Here is a 20,568-nt window from a genome sequence, read left to right on the forward strand (position 1 = left end):
ATGTCTCACGCATCCCGCCTACGCCAGCCGCCGCGGCAGTCGGGGACTTCCATGGGGAAGTCATCGCGGAGGGGGAAGCGGTCTTCGGAGGCGGTCACGTCGCGGAGTTCGGCGAAGCGGAAAAAGCGCCACGACTGACGTTCGAGGCACCAGCCGGCGAGCACCCAGGCTTTGGTGCACTTCGCCTGGAGCAGGCCGTAGGGCTCGATCCTGAACTCCCGGTTCTTGCACCAGAAGGACACGATGCGGCGGCCTTGGATGGCGGCCCGCAAGGCGCGGATGTTCGGGAAGGTGCGACGAGGACTCATGCCGCGAGCTTAGTCGGCAGGCCAAAGATGTAAATTGGACCTACCTGCAAGCTCGCGACATGCGTAGCGATGGATTGCACTTCCGGACTAACGAAAGAAAGCGCCTTCCATCGCCCTGACGGTGTCGGTTAGATTCGGATTCTCAGGAATTCGGTGGGTCCCCGTTCCATTGCCAACCGGGGTGCTTCACGTAGGCCAGTGCTTCTTCGCTGCGGATGCCGCGGGCGGCCTCGCTCGCGAATTCCTCCTTGCGCCGCTTCCATGTGACGAGGTCCTGCGGCGAAGCATTGTGCCGTTTGTTGTAGGGCACCTGGTTCCCCACCATCATCACGAGGAAGCCCTCAAGACCGAAGTCGTTCTCCGTGCGCGGCAGGCGATAGCGGCAGAAGCCGGTCGGGCCGTTCTCCTGATAGAAGTCGATGAAGTCCTGGACGCCGGAGACATCCGTCTCCTCGCGAGCCACCTTCCAGAAGGGCGTATCGAGCTTGCCGTTGAACTTGTAGTGCAGCGAGAGGAACTGCCGGATGTCATTCCACGTGTTTGCGGTGAGCTCATTGTAGAGACCGCGCATGGTAGGCGTCGGCTGGAGGTCACTGTGCTTGAGGAAATCCACCAGCGTCTGGATATGCGAGCACAGGATCATGATGGCGGTGGACTCCAGTGGTTCCACGAAGCCACCGGCATTGCCGAAGGCGACGACGTTGTCCACCCACTGGCGCTTATAGAAGCCGGAGCGGAAGTTCACGATCCGCGTCTCCACCTTTGCCTTCGGGTTCTTCTTCTGGAACTCGTCTGCTGCCTGGTCATCCGAGATGAAGTCGGGGCAATAAACGTAGCCGCGATTGATGAGATGCTCGTGATCGATGCGCCACGCCCAACCGGCGTCCATGGTCTCGGCCGTGGTGTAGGGAAGGATCGGCTCGTCCTCGCCGCGCTCCCAACCGCCGATGACCGCCTTCTTGCAGAAGAGTGACTTGTCGAAGCTCTCGAAGGGCTCCTCCAGGGTCTTGCCCAGCAGTTCGCTGCGGAAGCCGCTCGCATCGATGAACAGGTCCGCGGTGAGACGGCGCCCGTCTTCCAGATGCACGGCTGCAATCCCCTGCTCGCCACGTTCGCTGCCGGTCACCTTGCCATCGGTCACCTCCACCCCTTCCTCCTTCGCCACGATCTCGAGGATCTCGATGAACTTCTTGTTCTCGATGTGGAAGGCGTGCCACGGGTGGATGTCCGGCGCGCCATTCTGCTGGCGTGGAAATGCCATGTCGCGGCGCATCAGCGCGCCGGGCAGGCTCGCGTCCTTGAAGTCGTCATCGCAGTAGAAGCCGATCGGCTTCTCCATGTCGGTGTAGTGCGAATCGAGCTGGAGATTGAAGGTGTAGTCGAAGCTGCCGCGCGCGCCCCACAGGAAGCGGATGCCGAGCTTCCACGTCGGTTGCGCGAGTGCATAGAAGCGCTTCCGCGAGATGCCGAGATACTCGAAGAGGTGTCGCGGGAAATTCGGAGTGGTGCTTTCGCCGACGCCGATCACGCCGATCGATGGGCTACGAACGACCGTCACCTTGAGCTGCGGGATCTTCCGCTTGATCGAAAGCGCTGTGATGAAACCAGCGCTGCCGCCGCCGAGGACCAATACTTCTTTAATCATGGGTTGGGTTTGGGTATTTGAGAGAGTCGTATCCAAAGGGTCAGATGCTCACGGCCGCACCAAGCGATCCGGTGCTTCTTCCCTGACCTTCATGCGTTGGAAGAAGGTCAGCAGCGGACCGGTCATGGCCGTGGTGACCAGTGCCATGATGACCAGCATGGCGAAGATGCGGGGCGAAAGGATGCCGAGGTCATAGCCGATATTCAGCGCGATCAGCTCCATCAGGCCGCGGGTATTCATCAGCGCGCCGAGCTGGAGGGAATCCCGCCAGTTCATGCCGGTGAAGCGTGCGGTCAGGGCCGTACCACCGAGCTTGCCGACAGTGGCGACCCCGACGATGGCCAGGCAGATCAGCCAGCCATTGAGATCATTCAGGAGGCCGATTTGCGTGCGCAGGCCGGTGAAGGCGAAGAAGAGCGGCAGCAGCAGCACGGTGCTGAAGTTCTCGACGCGCACGGCCAGCTTGTGGCGGAAGCCTGCGATGTCCGGCATGATCGCCCCAGCGAGGAAGGAGCCGAAGAGTGCATGGATGCCGACCACTTCGGTGCACATCGCAGCGGCCAGCACCGTGCAGATGACCAGCGCGAGCGTGCGCTTCGAGGGTTCCGGACGTGCCAATTCCTCGCGGCCGAAGATGCGCGGGAGCATGGGCCGCAGGACCCAGATCATTGCCACGATGAAGATGAGCACCAGGGCCAGATTCATCGCGGATCCGGTCACGCTGGTCGACTTGGCGACGGCGACCACGAAGGCCAGCGCGCTCCACGCCGTGACATCATCCACGGCGGCGCAGGTCACGGCGGTATTCCCGAGGTAGGTCTGGGTCATGCCGCGTTCCTGAAGTATGCGGGCGAGCACCGGGAAGGCGGTGATGCTCATGGAGATCCCAATGAAGAGGGCGAAGGCGGTGAAGTTCGTGCCCGGCTGGGCGAGGCTACTATAGAGGAAGTAGGCGAGCCCCACGCCGAGGAAATACGGAGCCACGATGCTGGCATGGCTGACGACCACCGCGGTGTGCGCCTTGTTCCGCACCTGACGGACATCCAGTTCCATTCCCACGGTGAACATGAAGAGGCAGACTCCGATCTGGCTGAGCAGCTTCAGCGTGCCGAGCGAAGTCGCGGGGAATACGAACTGGAACATCTCCGGCGAGACCCAGCCGAGCAGCGAGGGTCCGAGCAGGATGCCCGCGACCATTTCCCCCACCACTGCCGGCTGGCCGAAGCGGGTGAAGATGCCACCGACCACCCGTGATGCGGCGATGATGACGAGCAGCTGGATGAAGAGGTGGCTGAGCGGATCATTCAGGTTCGTCCCGAGCGAGGCGAGCATCGCGCTGAAGGCAGAAGTTGGCGCGGTTGCGGGTGCTACTGGAGCGGGTGTCGCGACGGTCCGCGCGGCTTCGGCAGCGAGGGTGGCTTCGCTATGCGTTGGACCTGGCAGATGCGCACCGAGATGGATGACGCCCAGAATGCCGCTGCCGACGATGAGCAGGACGAGCAGGTAGAAGATGGTGGTGCGTTTCATGGAAACGGGAACATTCTTGGCAGCTTCAGGCCGTGGCTACACAGAGGCACAGAGGCACAGAGGAAAAGCAGGAGGTCGCAGAGGAAGGAAAGACGTTGGGAATCATGAGCATCATCTTTTGTCTTTCTCTGTGAACTCCTGCCTTCTCTCCATGCCTCTGGGGTAAATCGGCGGGGAATCTTGTCAGACGTTTGCTTCGACCTTGGAAGTGGTTGGCAGTGAGTTTTCTTCCTCCGGCGAGAACCACGTGTAGAAGCCCTCGCGGAGTTCCAGCTTCAGCCAATCGAAGAGCATGCCGAAGAGGCGGAACATGTCCTTCCGCTCCAGGGTGAAGCCGGAGAGCAGGCAGCGCATTTCCTTGTTGGTGCGGCCGAGCAGGCCGTGCTTGCGGCGGCGCTTGGCAATCGCGGCGAAGCGGCGATTGTAGCAGCTCATCAGCGCGGAGAAAATCCGGCCGCTCGGTGGAGAGAATGGCGGCATGGTCAGCGCCATTTCACCTTCCGCGAATGGCGGCACCACCACGCCCCAGTAGTAGAGGCTGAGGTCCAGACGGAACGCGAGGCTCATGAGGTCATACTCGGCCATGTAGTGATACTTGTCCTTGTAAACCGACGTGAACCAGCGGCGGTGACAGGTGGCGAAGTCACGATTGTGTTTCGCGATCAGTGGCGCGGCGGTCTCGCCCTTGCGGATGCGGGTGATGAGGTGCGCGGCGCTGGTGGTGCTGAAGGAGATCCAGTCCATGCCCGGACTGTAGAACGGGTCCATGAAGGCGGCGGCATCGCCGACGAGGACAAAGCCGTCACCGGAAAAAGTGGTGCTGTAGTAGGCGAGATTCCGCCGCCAGTGGACATCCTCTTCATCGTAGGTGGCATCGGCCAGCAGCTCGCGAGCGACGGGATGCTCCATGAGGAAATCCTTCAGGCGGTCGGCGACCTTGCCACCTTCCTTCCACTCGACGATGCGCTGGTCGAAGACGACACCGACGCTGGTATCGCCGCCCTTGAGCGGGATCCACCAGCTCCACCAGCCATCGCCGATGATGTGGTTGGTAGCGGTGCCGCGGACGCCGTGACACAGCTTCGCCCACTCGGGATACTTCTCCGCGAGCTCGCGACCGTCCCAATCCTTCAGGCCTCTCCAGCGTGACCATGCGGCGGCGGTCGGGTGCTCGTCATTGCGGACCCACCAGCCGTTCTTGCGGGCGAGCAGGGCGGCGACGCCCGAGGCATCGACGACCCAGCGGGCTTTGATGGACTTCACCTCGCCGTCGTATTTCAGCTCCACGACCTGCTGGCCGCCGGCGTTGAGTTCGACATTGCGGATGACTGCGGGCCGCAGGATCTGTGCGCCTGCCTCTCCTGCGCGGCGGAGGACTTCTTCGTCGAAGGTCTGACGGTCGAGCTGATAGGATGGAAGGCGGACTTGGTATTTCGCGCCGAGTTCGCTGGCTTGGGAGATGTTCTCGACCTCGTCATTCTTGAACCAGAAGCGGAGGCCTTGCTTGCAGATCTGGTTCTCGTTCAGGTAGCGCGTGAGGCCGAGCACGCGGCCCATGAAGTAGGCGCTGACTTCCACCGTGGCCTCACCCACGCGGCGGCCGAGGCGCTCGGTGCGCTCGATGATCAGCACGCGGATGCCCGGATTATGGCGCAGCAGGAGCGTGGCGGTAGCTGCGCCGGAAAGCGCGCCGCCGAGCACGATCACGTCGTATTCGTCTGACAGGGAACTGGATTCCATCATTCTCAAGAAATTGGGGTGGGAACTTTTTCAGCGGTCTTCGCCTTGGCCTTCGGCGCAGCAGCGAGCGGATCGGAGAAGTCGATCTTCTTCACGATCGTCTTGCGCCGGTGGATGGTGCAGACGGCGTAGAAGGCCCAGACGTGGAAGCGGAGACGCCAGCCCATGCGGGTGTTGCCGGCCACGAGATTATTCACGGCCCACTCCATGCCCTTCGGTGGATGCTCGTCCATGAAGACCTCGAAGGAGTCGTTGTTGTAGAACATCTTGATCATGTTCAGGAACACCTCGCACATCTCCCCCACCCGCTTGGTGTAGCGCTTCTGCGCAGCAGGTGTTAGAGCCGTGCCCTTGGCATCCGCGGCGACGACTTCCTTCGCTGCCAGATGGCCGGAGCGGATGGCGAGCATCACGCCGGACGAGAAGATGGGATCAATAAAGCCCGCCGCATCGCCGATGAGCAACCAGCGCGGGCCCGCATTCTGGAGATGGCGGTAGGTGTAGTCGCCGGCGAAGTTGTATTCATTCACCCGCTCGGCTCCGGCCATGCGGCTTTGAAGCTCGGTGGACGTGGCCACCACGTGCTCGAAGCAGTCGCCTGGCGTCATGCCGGTGGACTTGTAGTGCTCCAGGGTCTGGACGAGGCCGATGGAGGTTTTCTCGGCATCCAGCGGAATCATCCAGAACCAGCCGAAGTCGAGACGGACGATGGTGATGTGGCCATTGTACGGCGCATCATTCCGCTTCACGCCGCGGAAGTGAGCGAAGGTCGCGAACTTCTTCGGCAAGCCGAGATCGGTCTTCGGCAGGTTCATCTGGCGGCCGAGGAAAGCATCGCGACCGCTGGCATCGAGCACCCAGCGAGCGGTGAGTTCGTGGATCTTGCCCTCCCTCTCGCAGGTGATGGTCACGCCGTCGTCGGTGACCTTCGCGGTCTTCACCTTGGTCTCCTGCCAGACCTCGCAGCCGTGTGAGGCGGCGTTTTCTAACAAGAGGTTGTCGAACTTCGCGCGCTCGACCTGGAAGGTCTGGGCGTAGCGGGACTTCAGGTACTTGCCAAAGATGATGTTGATGCCTGCCTTGGAGTTCCCGAGCACGAATTCCGCGCCGAGCTTTTCCATGAAGCCGTGGGCGACCATTTTGTCCCACGCACCGATTTCGCGGAGGACGTCATTGCCGTAGGGAATGAGCGATTCGCCGACGTGGAAGCGCGGGAAGCGCTCGCGCTCGAGGATGAGGACTTTCTTGCCGGCTTGGGCGAGAACGCTGCCTGCCGTGCTTCCGCCCGGACCGCCGCCGATGATGATCGCGTCGTAGCTCATGACGCGGCTGAGATCTCCAAGGAATGGTGCACGATACTTTCGTGCAAAGGCGCCGTCGGCAGCGTCGAGGCATTTCATAATGTGATTGCATTTTGCAACCAGCAAAAACGACCGCCAGCCCGCATGGATGCTAGGGTTCGAACTGTTAGATCATCGTGAAAAGTGCAATCCACCGCCACTTCTAGCGGCATGGGCAAGAGCTCTATAACACCGCTCTCCAGCCAAAGTTTCGCGCTACAAACAATAAGGTTTTACTCATGGCGGAGTGGCAAAAACCAACGAGTGTTTGGCCACTCAAATGCCAGCAACAACTGTCAGTCGCCAAAATCTCGTCGAAGCCGCCCTTGAACTCTTGCAGGAGGAATCCTCGGAGGAAACGAGCATCGACGTCCCTATTTCCAGCGGAGAAACCCTGCACATCGACGTGCGGAAGAAGCCAGTCATCGTGGTGTCTTCCGAACGTGCAAACTCGGGGTCTCTGTCGATGCCGCTGCGTTGAGGCGGGATGCTGCCGTCCCGTTTCGGGGTCTGCCTTCGCCGAATGGCGCGGTTGGCCCGGGCCTGTGGTCATGGGGTTGTTTTCGTCTGCCTGCGATGCCGCCAGATCAGGAAGCCTGACCACGGCACGATGAAGGCGAGCAGGACGAGCCAGTAAGGTAGGAAGATCAGCCAGTCCCGCGGTGGCTGGAAGCGCATGGAGTTCTTCCAGTTGTCACGGACGCAAACCGGGCCCGGCGTGCCGTTCTCGCTAGCCAGCGGGATATCCTCGCCACCACCACGGAGGAGAAGCGGCGCAGGAAAGACTGGAACCAAGCGCTTAAAAGGATCGGTGGCATCCGATCTATTCCAATCAAACTCTGCAGGACTGGAACCTCTCCATCCATAGGACGAGGTAACGCTAAACAGCTCGATCGCGCCGCCGTCACTGTTGGCTCCGAATTCACGCCAACTGACCCATGAGCTGAATTGCATCGAATCCCACCATGCCCATGCGAGGAAGCAGGCGCCGAAGAGCCCGAGCCAGAAGCTTTTCCAGCGATAGAATGGGCGTGGGGTCATGGGGAGTTGGAAGTGGATTCCAGCAGGCGGGCTTTGTGGCGTTGCCAGACTAACAGCAGGGCGCTCCACAGGATCAGGTAAAGCAGGGCTACGAACCAAGCCGCGATGAAGAGGGTGGTGAGACGATAGGGTCCGGGGGCACTGGAGAGGTTGAAGACCGAATGCTTGAAGGCGGAGGGGAAGAAGCGTTTGCCGGAGATGCCCTGGGCGGTGCCGGTTTGCCCCGCGATGGCGAAGCCGCCGCGGCCGGTTTCGAGGATGGAGGTGAACCGACCGTCGCGGGTGCCGAGCGAGAGACGGTGATCGGTCCAGTTCAGCGTGAAGGAGGTGACGGGCTGGACGATCCCGAGCCATAGGAGGAATGCGAGCGCGGGGAGACCGAGCCAGAAGAGGCGGGAGCGGTGCCAGGGGCACATTGAGGGTAGGTTAGGCAAGGCGGTGTGGGTGGGAAGGAAATGAATCCCGGGGGATGCCAGGTGGTGGTCTCGTGGTGGCGTCGGCGTTTCCCGATGTGTCGGGCCTTCAGCCCTTGCAATGTTCTGTGCTGGAAACCCCGCCCGATGGGCGGGGCTGAGGGATTTCGCACCGTTGGTGCTTTGAAGGTAGAAGTAGCGACCAAAGGCATGCATTGGCGATATTCGAGATAGTCCCCTTCCCCGGTCAGAGCGGCTTTCCGTTTTCCGCTTTTCCGGTATGCATAGGTGAGCGGAAAAGCGGAATTCATATCCGAACGAGTTTTCCGGATTCCGGGTCAGCTCGATAGGCGCCGCGGATTTTGAGTTCCGCCTTCAGTTCGTAAAACCGCGTGGAACCTATGCCACAATCTTCCTTGGCACGCGTCGCCCAATCAGGGATGCCAGCTGCTGGCAGGTAGTCTAACAACGCCTCAGCCGTGTAAGTGGTTTTCCGGGCTCCTGGCTTCCGACTGCTGGCCATGGTTTCGTCCTCGTGGGTGACGATGCAGGAGGTGATGGGTTTGCCGCGGTGGCTGGGGCCGAGGGTGACGATGGTGAGGGAGAAGGGCATGGGTTCGCCGCGTTCGAGGTCGCGTTGTTTGGTGACGCGGACGGTGGAGATGCGTTCGCCTTCGGGGCGGAAGATTTCGATCTCGGTATCGACGGCGGCGCGGAGGCTGGAGTGGCCGCGGGCACCGCGGGCGATGTCCTTGCCGCAGTGGTGGACGATGCAGACGTGGGCGCCGGAGGCGGCCCTAACAGCATCGATGGCGGCCACGGCGGCGGTCATGTCCCTGCTGGAGTTTTCGTCGCCGCCGGCCATGGCGCGGGCGAGGGTGTCGATGATGACGAGGCGGCACGGGAGGCCGGACTTTTCGGCGGCGGCCTTGACGGTTTCGATGAGCTTGGCGGCGTGGTCGGGATCGAGCAGAGAGACGGGTGAGAAGCAGATGTAGAGCGGGGCGTCTTCGGAGAGGACGCCGGTTTGCTTCATTGCCTGGATGCGCTGGCGGAGGCCGTGGGTGCCTTCGAGTGCGACGTAGACGACGGCACCGCGGTCGACTTCGCGCTGTTCCTTCCGCCATGGGCGGCCCATGGCGACGTGGGCGGCGATGTCGAGGACCCAGAAGCTCTTGCCGACATTCGACTCGCCGTAGACGACACTGGCGCCGCCTTCCAGGAAGAGGCCCTCGACGAAGTCCCGCGCGGGCTCTTCCGTCTGGATCTCGTGGACGGGCATGAGGCCGAAGGCGCTCTGGGCGGCGGGAGCGGAGCCCTTGATGGAATGGAGGAGCGCGATGGCTGCGGCGAGGCCGTCCGGGTCGGTGCAATCGCGGATCTTCGCGAGGGCGAGACGGCAGGTGGCAACCGCCTTCCGGCGAGTGTGGCGGTCGAGGAGTTCGGCCAGATGCCGGGGGAAATGGTGATCCGCATCGACCGCGAATTCCGCCACTTTTCTCATCTCGCCGGGAATTATGAGGCGTTCAAAGAGTCCGCGGTCGATGAGGTTCTGGCTGAAGATGGTGGCCACAGTGCTGCCGGTGGCGGTCATCGCGTGATACATCTCGCGGAGGTCGCGCCGGGTGAAGGCGTCCGGCTCGATGGGGTGGCGCTCAAAAAGGGCCTGATGCCGCATGAAGCAGGAGAGGACGAAAATCTCCGCGAAATAGGATTGTGGGGAAAGGACCTCGTCCGTGGGATACCCGACTGTGGCGAACGGAAAGTTGCTGCGCATGGGGTATTAGATGATGGATGGCTGGGAGTGAGAAGGTGATCGACTGGCCCCCCTTTGACTCTTTCTGGAAATGCAAGTGCCGGTGGCCGTGAAAAATCCGGCGGCTTTTCCCATCGATTCCAAAGGAAGGAATATGCTGCTCTAGCAGGGTGAAAATCCCACCCCTCGATGCTGATCTCGATCCTGAGAAATCCTGGCCGATCAAGCCCATCGTTTCCAAGATCTGCTCCCCTGTCGTCCGGCTTCTGAAGAAAGAGCCCTTCGGCCTCCTGGGGATCTTTTTAACACTCGGATTGTATTGGCATACCGTCCGGGTGCAGGGTGTCGACAAGGCGAACGAGCAAATCGCGGTGGTCCGCGCCCTTCTCAACGAGAGCATCGGCCGCAGTGAGTCAGGAATGGTCGCCATCACAAGGGATCCAATCAAGATCGCGCAGGCCAACTTCGCCTATGGGCTGATCGAAGCCAAAGATCCGAACTCGGTTTCCACGCTCCAGACGAAGAGCATGGTGCTCCTCGCAAACAAGGACTACGAGGGTGCCCGCTCGGCGGCAGAAGCCACCCTCAAGAAAGACCCTACCAACCTTCTCGGGTTGCAACTTCTGGGCGAGGCCCAGTCGTTATTCGGGAATCACGAGGCTGCCCTCAACGCCTTTGACAAGATATTGAAACTCCAGCCCAAGACATCCGGCATCAATGCGCTGATCGGCTACGAGCTAGTGATTCTGAAACAGTGGGACCGGGCGCTTGACGAATTGTCCGCAGCCCTCCGCCAGTGCCCGAATGAACCCTTGGAGACGGCGCTGAAGGCGTATGTGCTGGCCCAAAAAGGCGAGAAATCCCGGGCAGAGGCGCTGGCGGCCCAAGTTCTGGACATGAAGACTTCAGATCAGCTCTCCTATTTCTACGTCGGCCTCACTGCCGACAAAATCGAAAACAATGCACAAATGCTGAAAGGGTTCCTAGCGGCCAGCAATGCCGGGAGGGAAGGTGCCAACATCGACGCCTGCCTTGGGACTGCGTATCTGCGCAACAGCAACTACAGGGAGGCACTTCCCCTTCTCCTCCGATCCTTGGAGAACCTTCCTGATGAACCCACCACGCTGTTGAACTTGTCGGAGTGCTATCGCCGGTCAGGAGATTTCGCAAACCACGCCAAAATCCGGGCACGGCTGGCCGTCATCGACCGGATGCACTACGAGCTTCCCCGCGTGCGCCCGGCGAGGAATGGCTCCAAGTGGGACTCGCCGACGGAGGAGTTCCACGAAATCTGGGCGGATCCGCCTGCGATGAAAGCGAAGTGACCCTTCCCCTGCTCTGGCGAAGCGCTCTTTTTCCGGAAACCCTCGGGACCCTGGGCCGATCGCCCTTGCCCTGTTCGGTTTGGTTTGGGAGCGTCCGGCTTCCTCCGAATGACTCCTCCCCACGGCCTTTTCATCGTTCTCGAAGGTATCGACGGCACTGGCAAATCGACGCAGTCGCGGCAGTTGGCCGAGTGGTTTCGCGATCAGGGGCGGGAGGTGATCGCAAGCCGGGAGCCGACGGATGGCCCGTGGGGGGCGAAGATCCGGGCGACGGCGGCGACGGGACGGCTGTCGCCAGAGGAGGAACTGGAGTATTTCCTGAAGGACCGGCGGGAGCACGTGGAGCAACTGATCGCTCCGGCGCTGGCGGCGGGGAAAGTGGTGATTCTGGACCGGTATTACTTTTCGACGATGGCCTATCAGGGTTCGCGCGGGGTGGATCCGGGGGAGATCCGGCGGCAGAATGAGGCATTCGCGCCGGTGCCGGATTTGCTGTTCATCCTGGATCTGGATGTCGATACGGCGCTGTCGCGGATCGGTGGGCGCGGGGATACGGCGAACGAGTTCGAGAAGCACGAGTCGCTGACGAAGTGCCGGGAGATTTTCCTGGGGCTGGCGGGAGAGCCGTTCGTGCATGTGATCTCCAGTGGAGACGGGCCGGAGGTGGTGCAGGAGCGGTTGAGGGAGATTGTGGCGGGGGTGGTTTGAGTTCGCGTGGGGTCTTGGAAGGCGGGGACTTTGCCTTACTCAGGGAGGGATAGTGCCGTGCCGAAGGGAAATCGCGTCTTGGATCGCCGGTACGGTCCTCACCCAGCCGGAAGGGCGCAGCCCTTCCGCTACGAATGACTCCAAGCAATGAAAAGCCGGAGGCGGTGTGAACCGGCTCCGGCTGATTTTGGGTAGAATGGCTGGCGTGGAGGCGGGCTGTTACTTGCCCTGCGCTTCGCGCTCGTCTTCGGTCATGAGCCAGACGGACTGGCCACCCTTGAACTCCTTGTCGACGTCGAGGGCGCGGGCGGAGCCATCGAGCAGGAGGCCGGCGGCCTTGCCGTTGTAGCGGTCCTTGTCCGGGGTGCTGTTGCTGTCGATGATCGCTTCAGGGTTCTTCTTGGGGCCATCGGCGAGGACGAGGATGCGGGCCGGCTCCTTGAAGTTGGCCAAGCGCTTCGGGCCATCGCTGTCAGCGCCGCCGCCGCCTTCGACTGCCTCGGTGCGGCCGACGACGTGGGCATTCCAGCCGTAGGAGAGGTTGGGATTGGACGGGCCCGGCTTGAACTCGTCGTGCCCGGGGCTGTGGAACATCTCATACTCGCTCTCATTCCGCGGGTCCTTCATCAGCTGGCCCCACCAGAAGAGGTCCTGGCCGGAATCCTTCCAGACCGGGAGCTGGCCGGCATTGTCCTGGGTGTAGGCCTGGACGCGCACGCCGAGGTCGCGGACCTTGGTCGAGCTGGCGGTCATCTTGCTCTTGGCCATCGCGTTCCGGGTCAGCGCGAAGACCATCGCGGCCAGACAGATTACGATCACGATACAGACCATCAACTCCACCAGGGTGAAGCCCTTTGCCCTTTTTCCGAACGTTGGTTTTTTCATGTGATTGGATCTTCGGGAGAAAACTGGACTCGGGCGCACGGCAACGTGACGCGACGCCTCCCACGAAAGGCAACACGTCCGGGCCGGGATTCAAACCCGAAATCCGGGCTTCCGTGGATTATCCGCGGAAAAAGGGCTTTCCGTTATCCCTGCCGACGAATTGAGACCGCGGATTACGCGGATAGAACCGATCCTGAAGAGATCAGGACCCGGGCATTTGGAATCCGACTGTTATCCGGCCCGGCGGCGGCTCACCAGCCGACGACCAAAGGCGGCACGACGATTTTGACGGGTGCGCCGCGCTTTTGCTCACTTTCCTCGAGCGAGGTTACCAAGCCGTTTTCGAATTCGACCACGGTCTTGCTCTTCTCCTCCTGGCTCACATAGGAGAGCTGGCGGTAGGTTTGGCCGGAGACGGGGTCGCGGAGGTAATTGTAGTGATTGACCTGCTCGACCTCGATGTATTCCCAGCGGCCGGTCTGGCCTTTTTCGGTCTGTTTGACGGAGGTCTTGGTCGGGGTGCCGCGGGCGCGGGAGACCTCGTCGGAGGTCATGCCGATCGCGACCTGTTTCTCGGCGATGAGGGTCTCCACCTCGACCTGGCGGTCGTGGAGTTTCTTGAGATTTTCGACGAAATTCGGGTCCTTCGCGCTAAAGGCGTGCGGTCCGACCCAGCCGGAAATGCCGTTCTTTTCGCCCTGGCCGCGGACCTTGTAGGCCTTGTCGGTCATGGCCTCGAGGATGACGACCTGGTCGGCCTTGAGGATGCCGAGCTTGTTCTTGCCGTTCTTGTCAGTGAAGACGGCGGCGTCCTTCTCCACCTTCAGCTCGATGGGGTCCTTCACCAGTTCCGCGAGGTGGACGACGTCCGGCTCGCGATCGAGCAGGGATTTCCGCTCGACGCGTTTGACCTGGGCCGAAACGGGAAGGAGCAGCGACAGCAGGAGAGCGGAAACCAAGGCGGTTTTCATGGGAGCAGAATAGCGTGTCCGTTGAGGAAAGAAAATTCCTCGTTTGGTGGACGAGAGAGAGCGGCCGGGTATTCAGGAAATCTTCGGAGAGGTGGACGGTTTTGAAGGTTGTGACGGAGATAGGGTGCGGTTGGCCCCGGCTGTCGAATACCGATACTGCAAAATGCAACACGAAGCGAACCGCGGAGGCTAACAGGACTTCTGCAATCCCTTCAGCGGCAAGGGTTGAAGGAACGATAGCGGTTTGGCTTGCGACGTGCGATTCAGCGGACCCAAATCGAACTCCCACTTTCGAACCATGCCCCGCAAAACCTCCTCCGCTAACGATGATCTCGTGACCATTCCCAAGGCTGCCACCGGCATCAAAGGACTGGACGACATCACGGGTGGCGGATTGCCGGCCGGCCGCCCTACCCTGCTTTCGGGCACGGCAGGTGCCGGGAAGACCCTCTTCGCCACGGAATTCCTCGTGCGTGGAGCGCTTGAGTTCAACGAACCGGGTGTCTTCATGATGTTCGAGGAGAATGCCGAGGAGCTGGCGGCCAACGTCCGCTCGCTTGGCTTCGATCTGAACAAGCTCTCCGCGCAGAAGAAGATCATCCTGGATCATGTGCGGATCGAACGGAGCGAGATCGAAGAGACCGGCCAGTATGACCTTGAGGGCCTATTTATTCGCTTGGGCCACGCGATCGACAGCATCAAGGCGAAGCGGGTGGTGCTGGACACGATCGAGGCACTGTTCGCGGGACTGCCGGACCATGCGATCCTGCGGGCTGAATTGAGGCGGCTCTTCCGCTGGCTGAAGGACCGCGGGGTCACCGCGCTGATCACAGGCGAGAAGGTGGATGCCAGCATCACGCGCTTCGGCCTGGAGGAATACGTGGCCGACTGCGTGATCACTCTGGATCACCGGGTGGATGGCCAGATTTCAACGCGACGGCTGCGAGTGGTGAAGTACCGCGGGTCCTCGCACGGGACGAACGAGTATCCATTCCTGATCGGCGAGACCGGGATCTCGGTGCTGCCCATTACTTCGCTGAAGCTTGACCACCAGGTGTCCAAGGAGCGGCTGTCCACCGGCATCCTGCCGCTGGATGAGATGCTCGGTGGCAAAGGCATCTTCCGCGGCACCAGCATGCTGGTGTCCGGCTCCCCGGGAACCGGGAAGAGCAGCATCAGCGCGAGCTTTGTGAATGCGGCCTGCCAGCGCGGAGAGAGAGCGCTGCTCTTCGCCTACGAAGAATCTGCCGACCAGATCATTCGCAACATGGGCTCGATCGGCATGGATCTCGCAAAATGGGTGAAGAAGGGACTGCTGCAGATCCATTCGTCCCGCCCCACGCTCCAAGGACTGGAGCAGCATCTGGTGATGATGCATGATACGGTGACCGCCTTCAAACCGTCAGTGGTAGCGGTGGATCCGATCAGCAATCTCACGCTGGACCGGGACGAGTCGGCAGTGAAGCCGACCTTGATGCGCCTGATCGATTTCCTCAAGCAGCAGCACATCACGGCGGTCTTCACCAGCCTGACCCACGGGGCGACGGCTATCTCCGCGAGCGAAGACTCGGAAGTGGGAGTATCCTCGCTGATGGACGTGTGGCTGCTGCTCAGAAACCATGAGCTGAACGGCGAGCGCAATCGAACCCTCTTCGTGCTCAAGGCACGCGGGATGTCCCACTCCAACCAAATCCGGGAATTCGTCCTTGCGGATAACGGCATCGATCTGGTGGACGTGTATCTCGGAGAGGACGGCGTGCTCACGGGAACCTCAAGGGTCACACAGGAAGCGCGCGAAATGGCAGCGCAACAGGTCTACCGGCAAGAGTATGAGCGGAAGATGCGGCGCTTCGCGGCAAACCGGAAGGCGATCGAGCTCCAGATCTCGATGCTCCAGTCACAAGCGGAAGCGGAGGTCGCGGAAATGGAATTCGAGATGTCGCAGGAATCGTCGCGCGAGGACGCGGCGAAGTTGAACTACGATGCCCTTTCCAAACGGCGCGGTGGCAACAAGGCTGGCAACGGCCGCAACAATCAGAAGGCATGAAGGATCTGAAGAAAACCAAGGCCGGAAAACCCGGCAACGCGACGGTTCCCGCATTTCAACTGAGGCTCTATGTCGCGGGAAAGACGGAGAAATCCCTGACGGCTCTGAACAACCTGAAACGAATCTGTGAGACGCACCTAGCCGGACAGTATCAGATCGAGCTGATCGATTTATTGCTGACGCCACAGCTCGCGGCGGGCGATCAGATCCTGGCCGTGCCCACGCTGGTGCGGCGACTGCCTGAACCGATCAAGAAGATCATCGGCGACCTCTCCAATGAAGAGCGGGTGCTGGTGGGTCTCGATGTCCAACCCCTGCGGGATTGAATCCCATGAACGACATCCCAGCGCCGGGTGATTCCCTCGAATCCTTCGAGGAAGCGGCGCGGGAGCGAGCCGAGGTTCGCTTTCTCTTCCGCCTCTACGTTGCAGGCTCCACCGTGCAATCCAACCGCGCGATCGTGAACACGCGGCGGATTTGCGAAGGGCATCTGGAAGGCCGCTATCATCTGGAGGTAGTGGATATCTGCCTGCATCCCGAATTGGCGCGCATCGAGCAGATCATCGCCGCGCCGACCTTGATCAAACGGGAGCCGCTGCCGGTGCGGAGATTCGTCGGTGACATGTCACGCACCGACCGGCTGCTTGCAGGTTTGGGTTTGCCTGAAGCTCCTGAAGTGCGACCGGTAACACCCTAATCCCATTTTCACTCCACTCGTTTCCATGTCGTCCAACCCGCCTGACGTTTCTTCACTGATCGCCGAGAATTCGGAGCTGCGGGCGCGTCTGGAAGAGACCGAGGAAACGCTGCGGGCGATTCGCGCGGGTGAAGTGGATGCCTTGATCGTGGATGGATCGGCTGGGCCGAAGGTTTTCATCCTGCAGACCTCGGATTCGGAGTCGAATCGCTTCCGCAGCGACATCCTCTCGAAGGTGACGGATGCGGTGATCGCGGTCGATCAGGACCAGCAGGTGATCTACCTGAATGCGGCGGCGGAGGAGCAGTACGGGATCCGTGCTTCCGAGTCGCTGGGAAGGCATCTGCGCGAGCTTTTTCACTATGAATGGGCGACGGCCGAGGACGAGGAAGCCGCTAAGGCAGAGCTTCGCGAGACAGGCCACTGGCGTGGTGAGAACATTCACACGCTTCACAGTGGTGAGACCATCCGGGTGGAGTCGGCGGTAAGCCGGCTTTACGATGATGACGGCAAGCCTTCCGGGCTGCTCAGCGTGATTCGCAATATCACCGACCGCAAGCAGGTCGAGGTCGCCCTCAGGGAGTCGGAGGAGCGCTACCGGACCTTGTTCGAGAGCATCGATGAAGGGTTCTGCGTGCTTGAGATGATCTTCGATGACGAAGATAGACCGGTGGACTACCGGTTCCTCCAAGTCAGCCCTTCCTTCGAGAGGCATACCGGCCTCGCCGGGGCAGAGGGCAAACGCATCAAGGAACTCGTTCCGGCCCACGAAGACCATTGGTTCCAAATCTATGGGCAGGTGGTGCGAACGGGCGAGGCCACCCGCTTCGAGAACCAGGCGGCGGGACTGGCTCGCTGGTATGACGTGTATGCATCCCGCTTTGGCGATCCGGCGCTGAATCGTGTGGCGGTGATCTTCAACGATATCACCGAGCGGAAGAAGGCCGACGATGCGCTGCGGGCAAACGAGCGAGCCCTGGCCGAACAAGCGGCGGCGCTGCGGCAAGCGGACCGCAACAAGGATGAGTTCCTCGCGATGCTGGCCCACGAGCTTCGCAATCCCCTCGCCCCGCTGCGCAATGCCTCGCAGATCCTGGATACTCCGGGCGTGAATGCCGCCGAGCGGGCGACCGCGCAGGCGCTGATCCGCCGACAGATCGATAACATGAGCCGGATGATCGATGACCTACTGGATGTGTCGCGGATCACCGAAGGAAAGATCGAGCTGAAGAAGGAGCCGGTCTCGTTGGATTCGATCCTGATCGCTGCCGCCGAGGGGGCGAGATTCCTCTGCGAACTCCATTCCCAAACGCTGACGGTTACGATGCCGGAGGATCCGGTGTATCTGCATGCGGATGCCACGCGGCTGGAGCAGGTATTGGGGAATCTGTTAGGAAACGCCTGCAAGTACAGCGGCCAGCACAGCCAGATCACCCTGACAGCCGAACGGGACTTCACCACTCCGGAGCCGCAGGTGGTCATTCGCGTGCGAGATGATGGGATGGGGATCGATCCGGTATTGCTGCCGCGGGTGTTCGAACTTTTCGTGCAAGCCAGCCGGACGTTGGATCGTGCCCATGGTGGCCTCGGGATCGGCCTGACGATTGTCCATCGGCTGGTGAGGCTTCATGGAGGAAGCATCGAGGCACACAGCGATGGCGTGGGGCAAGGGGCGGAGTTTATCGTGCGGCTGCCGATCATGAAGAGTGCTCCGGCTGCGGCAGGTCGAGCGGCAGCCGCTCCTGCTTCCGATCCATCGATGAAGCTGCTGATCGTGGACGACAATCGCGATGGGGCGGAGAGCATGGCGATGCTGCAAGAGCTGATGGGCCATCAGACGCGGCTGGCGCACAGCGGGCCGGACGCAGTGAAGATCGCACAAGAATTCCTGCCGGATGTGATCCTGCTGGATATCGGACTGCCCGGAATGGACGGCTATGAGGTGGCGAGGAAGCTGCGCGAGATGCCCCTGCTCGACCATACGCTATTGATCGCGCTCACGGGCTACGGGAGTGAGGAAGACCGGCAGTTGGCGCGTGAGGCGGGCTTTGACGAGCACCTGGCGAAGCCGGCGGATCAGGAGCGCTTGCAGCGGCTGATGCGACAGCACGCGCAAGGGTCACCGATCGCTTGAGGAAAATTCGCCGAGCTGAGAAGAACGCTGGCAACTGTCCGGAAGAGCGGCTTTTTTATCGGGATGGACCGGAAAACCGCGAAAGACTTCCCGCAGGAGCTGCTCGATCTTTACGATGAATACGTGCACGGCCAGGTGGGGCGGCGCGGGTTCATGGAGAGGGCGTCGAAGTTCGCGATCGGCGGAGTGACGGTGGCGAGCCTGGTGGCGGCGCTGAGCCCGCAGTATGCCTTTGCCCAACAGGTGCCGAAGGATGACGGGAGGATCACCGTTTCGTATGAGGAGTATGAGTCGCCGAAGGGTGCGGGGAAGATGCGCGGGTATCTGGCGCGGCCGGCAAAGACGGAGGGAAAGTTGCCGGGGGTGCTGGTGATTCATGAGAACCGCGGGCTGAACCCTTACATCGAGGATGTGACGCGGCGGCTGGCGGTGGCGGGATTTGTGGCGTTCGCGCCGGATGCGTTGACTCCACTGGGCGGGTATCCGGGGAATGACGATGAGGGACGGAATCGTCAGGCGCAGCGGAAGAAGGAGGAGATGGAGGAGGACTTCATCGCGGGGGCGAAGTGGTTGCATGACCACGCGCTGTGCAATGGGAAGGTGGGGACGGTGGGGTTTTGTTTCGGGGGTGGGATGGCGAATACCTTGGCGGTTCGATTGCCGGAGGTGATCATCGCGGCGGTGCCGTTCTATGGCGGGCAGCCGGCGGCGGAGGATGTGCCGAAGATCAAGGCGGCACTACTGCTGCAGTACGCGGAGCTGGATCAGCGGGTGAATGCGGGATGGCCTGCGTATGAGGAGGCGCTGAAGAAGGCGGGAGTGAAGTACGAGGCGTTTATTTATCCGGGGGTGAACCATGGGTTTCATAATGATACGACGCCGCGGTATGATGAGGCGGCGGCGAAGCTGGCTTGGGAGCGGACGGTGGAGTTTTTTAAGAAGCAGTTGGGGGCGTGACTGGAGATCGGTGAATATGAAGCACAGGCTGGTTGTCCTCTTGGACCTCCGAGTATGGAGCTTGGATCAGCTCATTGCATGGGCCAGCGGGCGATTCATGGAGTCGGAGTCTTACGAAGATTGGCTTGCCGATTTGAGTTCGAGCAAATCCATCGAGGCCGGTCTTGATGTGGTTCGCGAAGAGATGATCAGTTCAGGGATACAGTTGCCCGATGACATCGGCGATTTGATGGCTGGGTTCGTTCTAATGCGCCTTGAAAAAGGAGAGATCTCTGAAGAGGAGGCGAGAGTTGCTCTGATCGACGTCACCGATGGCTACGGCATGACCGGCCAGGATGCCGAAAGCGCTGGGGGCGTCGCCCTTGACGAGCCCGACCTCTTGGAGATGAAAGCTGATGCCGAACGTTCCTTGAAATGGCTGTCCACCCGCGATTTCAAAAAAGGAGCACCGGCTTGATTGCCTGTAACCTTTTGGCGAGCGGGCGCGAATTCCGAGGGATGAAGAAAGCGGTAATTGCGGCGGTGATTGTGGGCTTGGCGTCCTGCCATAAGCCTTTGAGCAGGGTGATGACCGAGGTGGAGGTCCGGAATGCGATCAAGAAGGATGCGACACTGGAGATTCCGGCGACGTCGAAGATGGTGGAGTTTGCGGATGGAGGTCAGGTTGTCGATCCGTCCTGGGCTGCGAGGTTCTCCGTTTCGCCTGGGGAGAAGGATGCGCTGGCACCCAAGATATCGGCGCTGGATAAAAGGGTGAAGTCGTCGGGAGGGATTACTTCGACGCTGAGTTGGTGGAAGCCGGGGACGATTGTGGCGGAGGCTGATTTCGAACCTCGGCCTGATGCTTTTGTGCGGGTGATTTTGTCTGAGGAGGGCGGGCGGTTTTTCTTGTACGTCGAAGATGAGCAGTAGGGTGGCTATGTTGTGGCCAGCCACCGGGAAGCTTCATTGCGCAACCTCTTCGAGGTAGGGAATGACCTCTAACACCTCCCCAGGGTAGCCTCCTACGTCGGCAACCCTGGGCTGTAAAACGTAGTCCCTTTGGGACATTGGAGCTCCAGGAGATGGGGCCTT

The 20,568-nt window shown here is 61.0% G+C and carries 20 protein-coding genes; 10 read left to right on the forward strand and 10 right to left on the reverse strand.

What is annotated here, in order from left to right; genetic code table 11:
* Positions 1–5: 5 nt before the first annotated feature.
* The 5 genes from WKV53_RS25610 to WKV53_RS25630 all read right to left on the reverse strand — a co-directional run bounded on the left by WKV53_RS25610 (position 6) and on the right by WKV53_RS25630 (position 6,620).
* Positions 6–308 (reverse strand): WYL domain-containing protein, encoded by a 303-nt coding sequence (locus WKV53_RS25610; protein WP_341407686.1) that lies wholly within the window; start codon positions 306–308, stop codon positions 6–8.
* A 142-nt stretch (positions 309–450) separates the two neighbouring features.
* The gene (locus WKV53_RS25615; RefSeq protein WP_341407687.1) at positions 451–1,953 is read right to left on the reverse strand and encodes a tryptophan halogenase family protein; all 1,503 of its coding nucleotides are present in this window, start codon (positions 1,951–1,953) and stop codon (positions 451–453) included.
* 48 nt (positions 1,954–2,001) lie between these two features.
* A complete protein-coding gene (locus WKV53_RS25620; RefSeq protein ID WP_341407688.1) occupies positions 2,002–3,480 on the reverse strand; it encodes a cation:proton antiporter in 1,479 nt (492 codons plus the stop codon).
* Between the two features lie 183 nt (positions 3,481–3,663).
* A complete protein-coding gene (locus WKV53_RS25625) occupies positions 3,664–5,223 on the reverse strand; it encodes an NAD(P)/FAD-dependent oxidoreductase (protein WP_341407689.1) in 1,560 nt (519 codons plus the stop codon).
* A gap of 2 nt (positions 5,224–5,225) precedes the next feature.
* Positions 5,226–6,620: an NAD(P)/FAD-dependent oxidoreductase gene (locus WKV53_RS25630; protein WP_341407690.1), complete on the reverse strand. Its 1,395-nt coding sequence runs from the start codon at positions 6,618–6,620 to the stop codon at positions 5,226–5,228.
* 220 nt (positions 6,621–6,840) lie between these two features.
* Here WKV53_RS25630 and WKV53_RS25635 point away from each other — a divergent pair, with 220 nt between their 5' ends.
* Entirely contained in the window at positions 6,841–7,041 is a 201-nt protein-coding gene (locus WKV53_RS25635; protein ID WP_341407691.1) for a hypothetical protein, read from the forward strand.
* A gap of 68 nt (positions 7,042–7,109) precedes the next feature.
* Here WKV53_RS25635 and WKV53_RS25640 read toward each other — a convergent pair whose 3' ends face one another.
* From WKV53_RS25640 to WKV53_RS25650, 3 genes are all read right to left on the reverse strand, one after another.
* The gene (locus tag WKV53_RS25640; RefSeq protein WP_341407692.1) at positions 7,110–7,601 is read right to left on the reverse strand and encodes a hypothetical protein; all 492 of its coding nucleotides are present in this window, start codon (positions 7,599–7,601) and stop codon (positions 7,110–7,112) included.
* Positions 7,598–8,017: a hypothetical protein gene (locus WKV53_RS25645; protein WP_341407693.1), complete on the reverse strand. Its 420-nt coding sequence runs from the start codon at positions 8,015–8,017 to the stop codon at positions 7,598–7,600. The genes WKV53_RS25640 and WKV53_RS25645 overlap by 4 nt, the downstream gene beginning before the upstream one ends.
* Before the next feature lie 304 nt (positions 8,018–8,321).
* Positions 8,322–9,791 carry a helicase RepA family protein gene (locus WKV53_RS25650; RefSeq protein WP_341407694.1) on the reverse strand — a complete coding sequence of 490 codons (1,470 nt, stop codon included), beginning with the start codon at positions 9,789–9,791 and terminating at the stop codon, positions 8,322–8,324.
* A gap of 149 nt (positions 9,792–9,940) precedes the next feature.
* On the opposite strand from WKV53_RS25650, the gene WKV53_RS25655 reads away from it, so the two are divergent.
* Together WKV53_RS25655 and tmk are read left to right on the forward strand one after the other, a co-directional pair.
* On the forward strand, positions 9,941–11,095 hold the full coding sequence (locus tag WKV53_RS25655; RefSeq protein WP_341407695.1) for a tetratricopeptide repeat protein: 1,155 nt from the start codon (positions 9,941–9,943) through the stop codon (positions 11,093–11,095).
* Between the two features lie 108 nt (positions 11,096–11,203).
* Complete coding sequence (tmk, locus tag WKV53_RS25660) at positions 11,204–11,803, forward strand: dTMP kinase (protein WP_341407696.1); 600 nt, start codon at positions 11,204–11,206, stop codon at positions 11,801–11,803.
* 219 nt (positions 11,804–12,022) lie between these two features.
* Here the strand turns inward: tmk and WKV53_RS25665 are convergent, their stop codons facing one another.
* Positions 12,023–12,688, reverse strand: a complete 666-nt coding sequence (locus tag WKV53_RS25665) for a type II secretion system protein (RefSeq protein WP_341407697.1) — start codon at positions 12,686–12,688, stop codon at positions 12,023–12,025.
* 251 nt (positions 12,689–12,939) lie between these two features.
* The gene (locus WKV53_RS25670; protein ID WP_341407698.1) at positions 12,940–13,659 is read right to left on the reverse strand and encodes a hypothetical protein; all 720 of its coding nucleotides are present in this window, start codon (positions 13,657–13,659) and stop codon (positions 12,940–12,942) included.
* A gap of 298 nt (positions 13,660–13,957) precedes the next feature.
* Here WKV53_RS25670 and kaiC point away from each other — a divergent pair, with 298 nt between their 5' ends.
* The 7 genes from kaiC to WKV53_RS25705 all read left to right on the forward strand — a co-directional run bounded on the left by kaiC (position 13,958) and on the right by WKV53_RS25705 (position 20,406).
* The gene (gene kaiC / locus WKV53_RS25675; protein WP_341407699.1) at positions 13,958–15,706 is read left to right on the forward strand and encodes a circadian clock protein KaiC; all 1,749 of its coding nucleotides are present in this window, start codon (positions 13,958–13,960) and stop codon (positions 15,704–15,706) included.
* Entirely contained in the window at positions 15,703–16,032 is a 330-nt protein-coding gene (locus WKV53_RS25680) for a circadian clock KaiB family protein (RefSeq protein WP_341407700.1), read from the forward strand. Before kaiC ends, WKV53_RS25680 begins: the two co-directional genes overlap by 4 nt.
* 5 nt (positions 16,033–16,037) lie before the next feature.
* The gene (locus WKV53_RS25685) at positions 16,038–16,403 is read left to right on the forward strand and encodes a circadian clock KaiB family protein (RefSeq protein WP_341407701.1); all 366 of its coding nucleotides are present in this window, start codon (positions 16,038–16,040) and stop codon (positions 16,401–16,403) included.
* A gap of 25 nt (positions 16,404–16,428) precedes the next feature.
* The gene (locus tag WKV53_RS25690; protein WP_341407702.1) at positions 16,429–18,537 is read left to right on the forward strand and encodes a PAS domain-containing hybrid sensor histidine kinase/response regulator; all 2,109 of its coding nucleotides are present in this window, start codon (positions 16,429–16,431) and stop codon (positions 18,535–18,537) included.
* 63 nt (positions 18,538–18,600) lie between these two features.
* On the forward strand, positions 18,601–19,494 hold the full coding sequence (locus tag WKV53_RS25695) for a dienelactone hydrolase family protein (protein ID WP_341407703.1): 894 nt from the start codon (positions 18,601–18,603) through the stop codon (positions 19,492–19,494).
* A 61-nt stretch (positions 19,495–19,555) separates the two neighbouring features.
* A complete protein-coding gene (locus WKV53_RS25700; RefSeq protein ID WP_341407704.1) occupies positions 19,556–19,951 on the forward strand; it encodes a hypothetical protein in 396 nt (131 codons plus the stop codon).
* 41 nt (positions 19,952–19,992) lie between these two features.
* Positions 19,993–20,406, forward strand: coding sequence for a hypothetical protein (locus tag WKV53_RS25705; RefSeq protein WP_341407705.1), 414 nt, complete (start codon positions 19,993–19,995; stop codon positions 20,404–20,406).
* Positions 20,407–20,568: the final 162 nt, after the last annotated feature.

This window comes from Luteolibacter sp. Y139, from assembly GCF_038066715.1.
GTDB lineage: Bacteria > Verrucomicrobiota > Verrucomicrobiia > Verrucomicrobiales > Akkermansiaceae > Haloferula > Haloferula soli.

Excerpts from the sequence above, each read along its gene's own strand:
- WKV53_RS25610 (WP_341407686.1), bottom strand. The coding sequence starts at position 308 with ATGAGTCCTCGTCGCACCTTCCCGAACATCCGCGCCTTGCGGGCCGCC.
- WKV53_RS25615 (WP_341407687.1), bottom strand. The coding sequence starts at position 1,953 with ATGATTAAAGAAGTATTGGTCCTCGGCGGCGGCAGCGCTGGTTTCATC.
- WKV53_RS25620 (WP_341407688.1), bottom strand. The coding sequence starts at position 3,480 with ATGAAACGCACCACCATCTTCTACCTGCTCGTCCTGCTCATCGTCGGC.
- WKV53_RS25625 (WP_341407689.1), bottom strand. The coding sequence starts at position 5,223 with ATGATGGAATCCAGTTCCCTGTCAGACGAATACGACGTGATCGTGCTC.
- WKV53_RS25630 (WP_341407690.1), bottom strand. The coding sequence starts at position 6,620 with ATGAAATGCCTCGACGCTGCCGACGGCGCCTTTGCACGAAAGTATCGT.
- WKV53_RS25635 (WP_341407691.1), top strand. The coding sequence starts at position 6,841 with ATGCCAGCAACAACTGTCAGTCGCCAAAATCTCGTCGAAGCCGCCCTT.
- WKV53_RS25640 (WP_341407692.1), bottom strand. The coding sequence starts at position 7,601 with ATGACCCCACGCCCATTCTATCGCTGGAAAAGCTTCTGGCTCGGGCTC.
- WKV53_RS25645 (WP_341407693.1), bottom strand. The coding sequence starts at position 8,017 with ATGTGCCCCTGGCACCGCTCCCGCCTCTTCTGGCTCGGTCTCCCCGCG.
- WKV53_RS25650 (WP_341407694.1), bottom strand. The coding sequence starts at position 9,791 with ATGCGCAGCAACTTTCCGTTCGCCACAGTCGGGTATCCCACGGACGAG.
- tmk (WP_341407696.1), top strand. The coding sequence starts at position 11,204 with ATGACTCCTCCCCACGGCCTTTTCATCGTTCTCGAAGGTATCGACGGC.
- WKV53_RS25665 (WP_341407697.1), bottom strand. The coding sequence starts at position 12,688 with ATGAAAAAACCAACGTTCGGAAAAAGGGCAAAGGGCTTCACCCTGGTG.
- WKV53_RS25670 (WP_341407698.1), bottom strand. The coding sequence starts at position 13,659 with ATGAAAACCGCCTTGGTTTCCGCTCTCCTGCTGTCGCTGCTCCTTCCC.
- kaiC (WP_341407699.1), top strand. The coding sequence starts at position 13,958 with ATGCCCCGCAAAACCTCCTCCGCTAACGATGATCTCGTGACCATTCCC.
- WKV53_RS25680 (WP_341407700.1), top strand. The coding sequence starts at position 15,703 with ATGAAGGATCTGAAGAAAACCAAGGCCGGAAAACCCGGCAACGCGACG.
- WKV53_RS25685 (WP_341407701.1), top strand. The coding sequence starts at position 16,038 with ATGAACGACATCCCAGCGCCGGGTGATTCCCTCGAATCCTTCGAGGAA.
- WKV53_RS25690 (WP_341407702.1), top strand. The coding sequence starts at position 16,429 with ATGTCGTCCAACCCGCCTGACGTTTCTTCACTGATCGCCGAGAATTCG.
- WKV53_RS25695 (WP_341407703.1), top strand. The coding sequence starts at position 18,601 with ATGGACCGGAAAACCGCGAAAGACTTCCCGCAGGAGCTGCTCGATCTT.
- WKV53_RS25705 (WP_341407705.1), top strand. The coding sequence starts at position 19,993 with ATGAAGAAAGCGGTAATTGCGGCGGTGATTGTGGGCTTGGCGTCCTGC.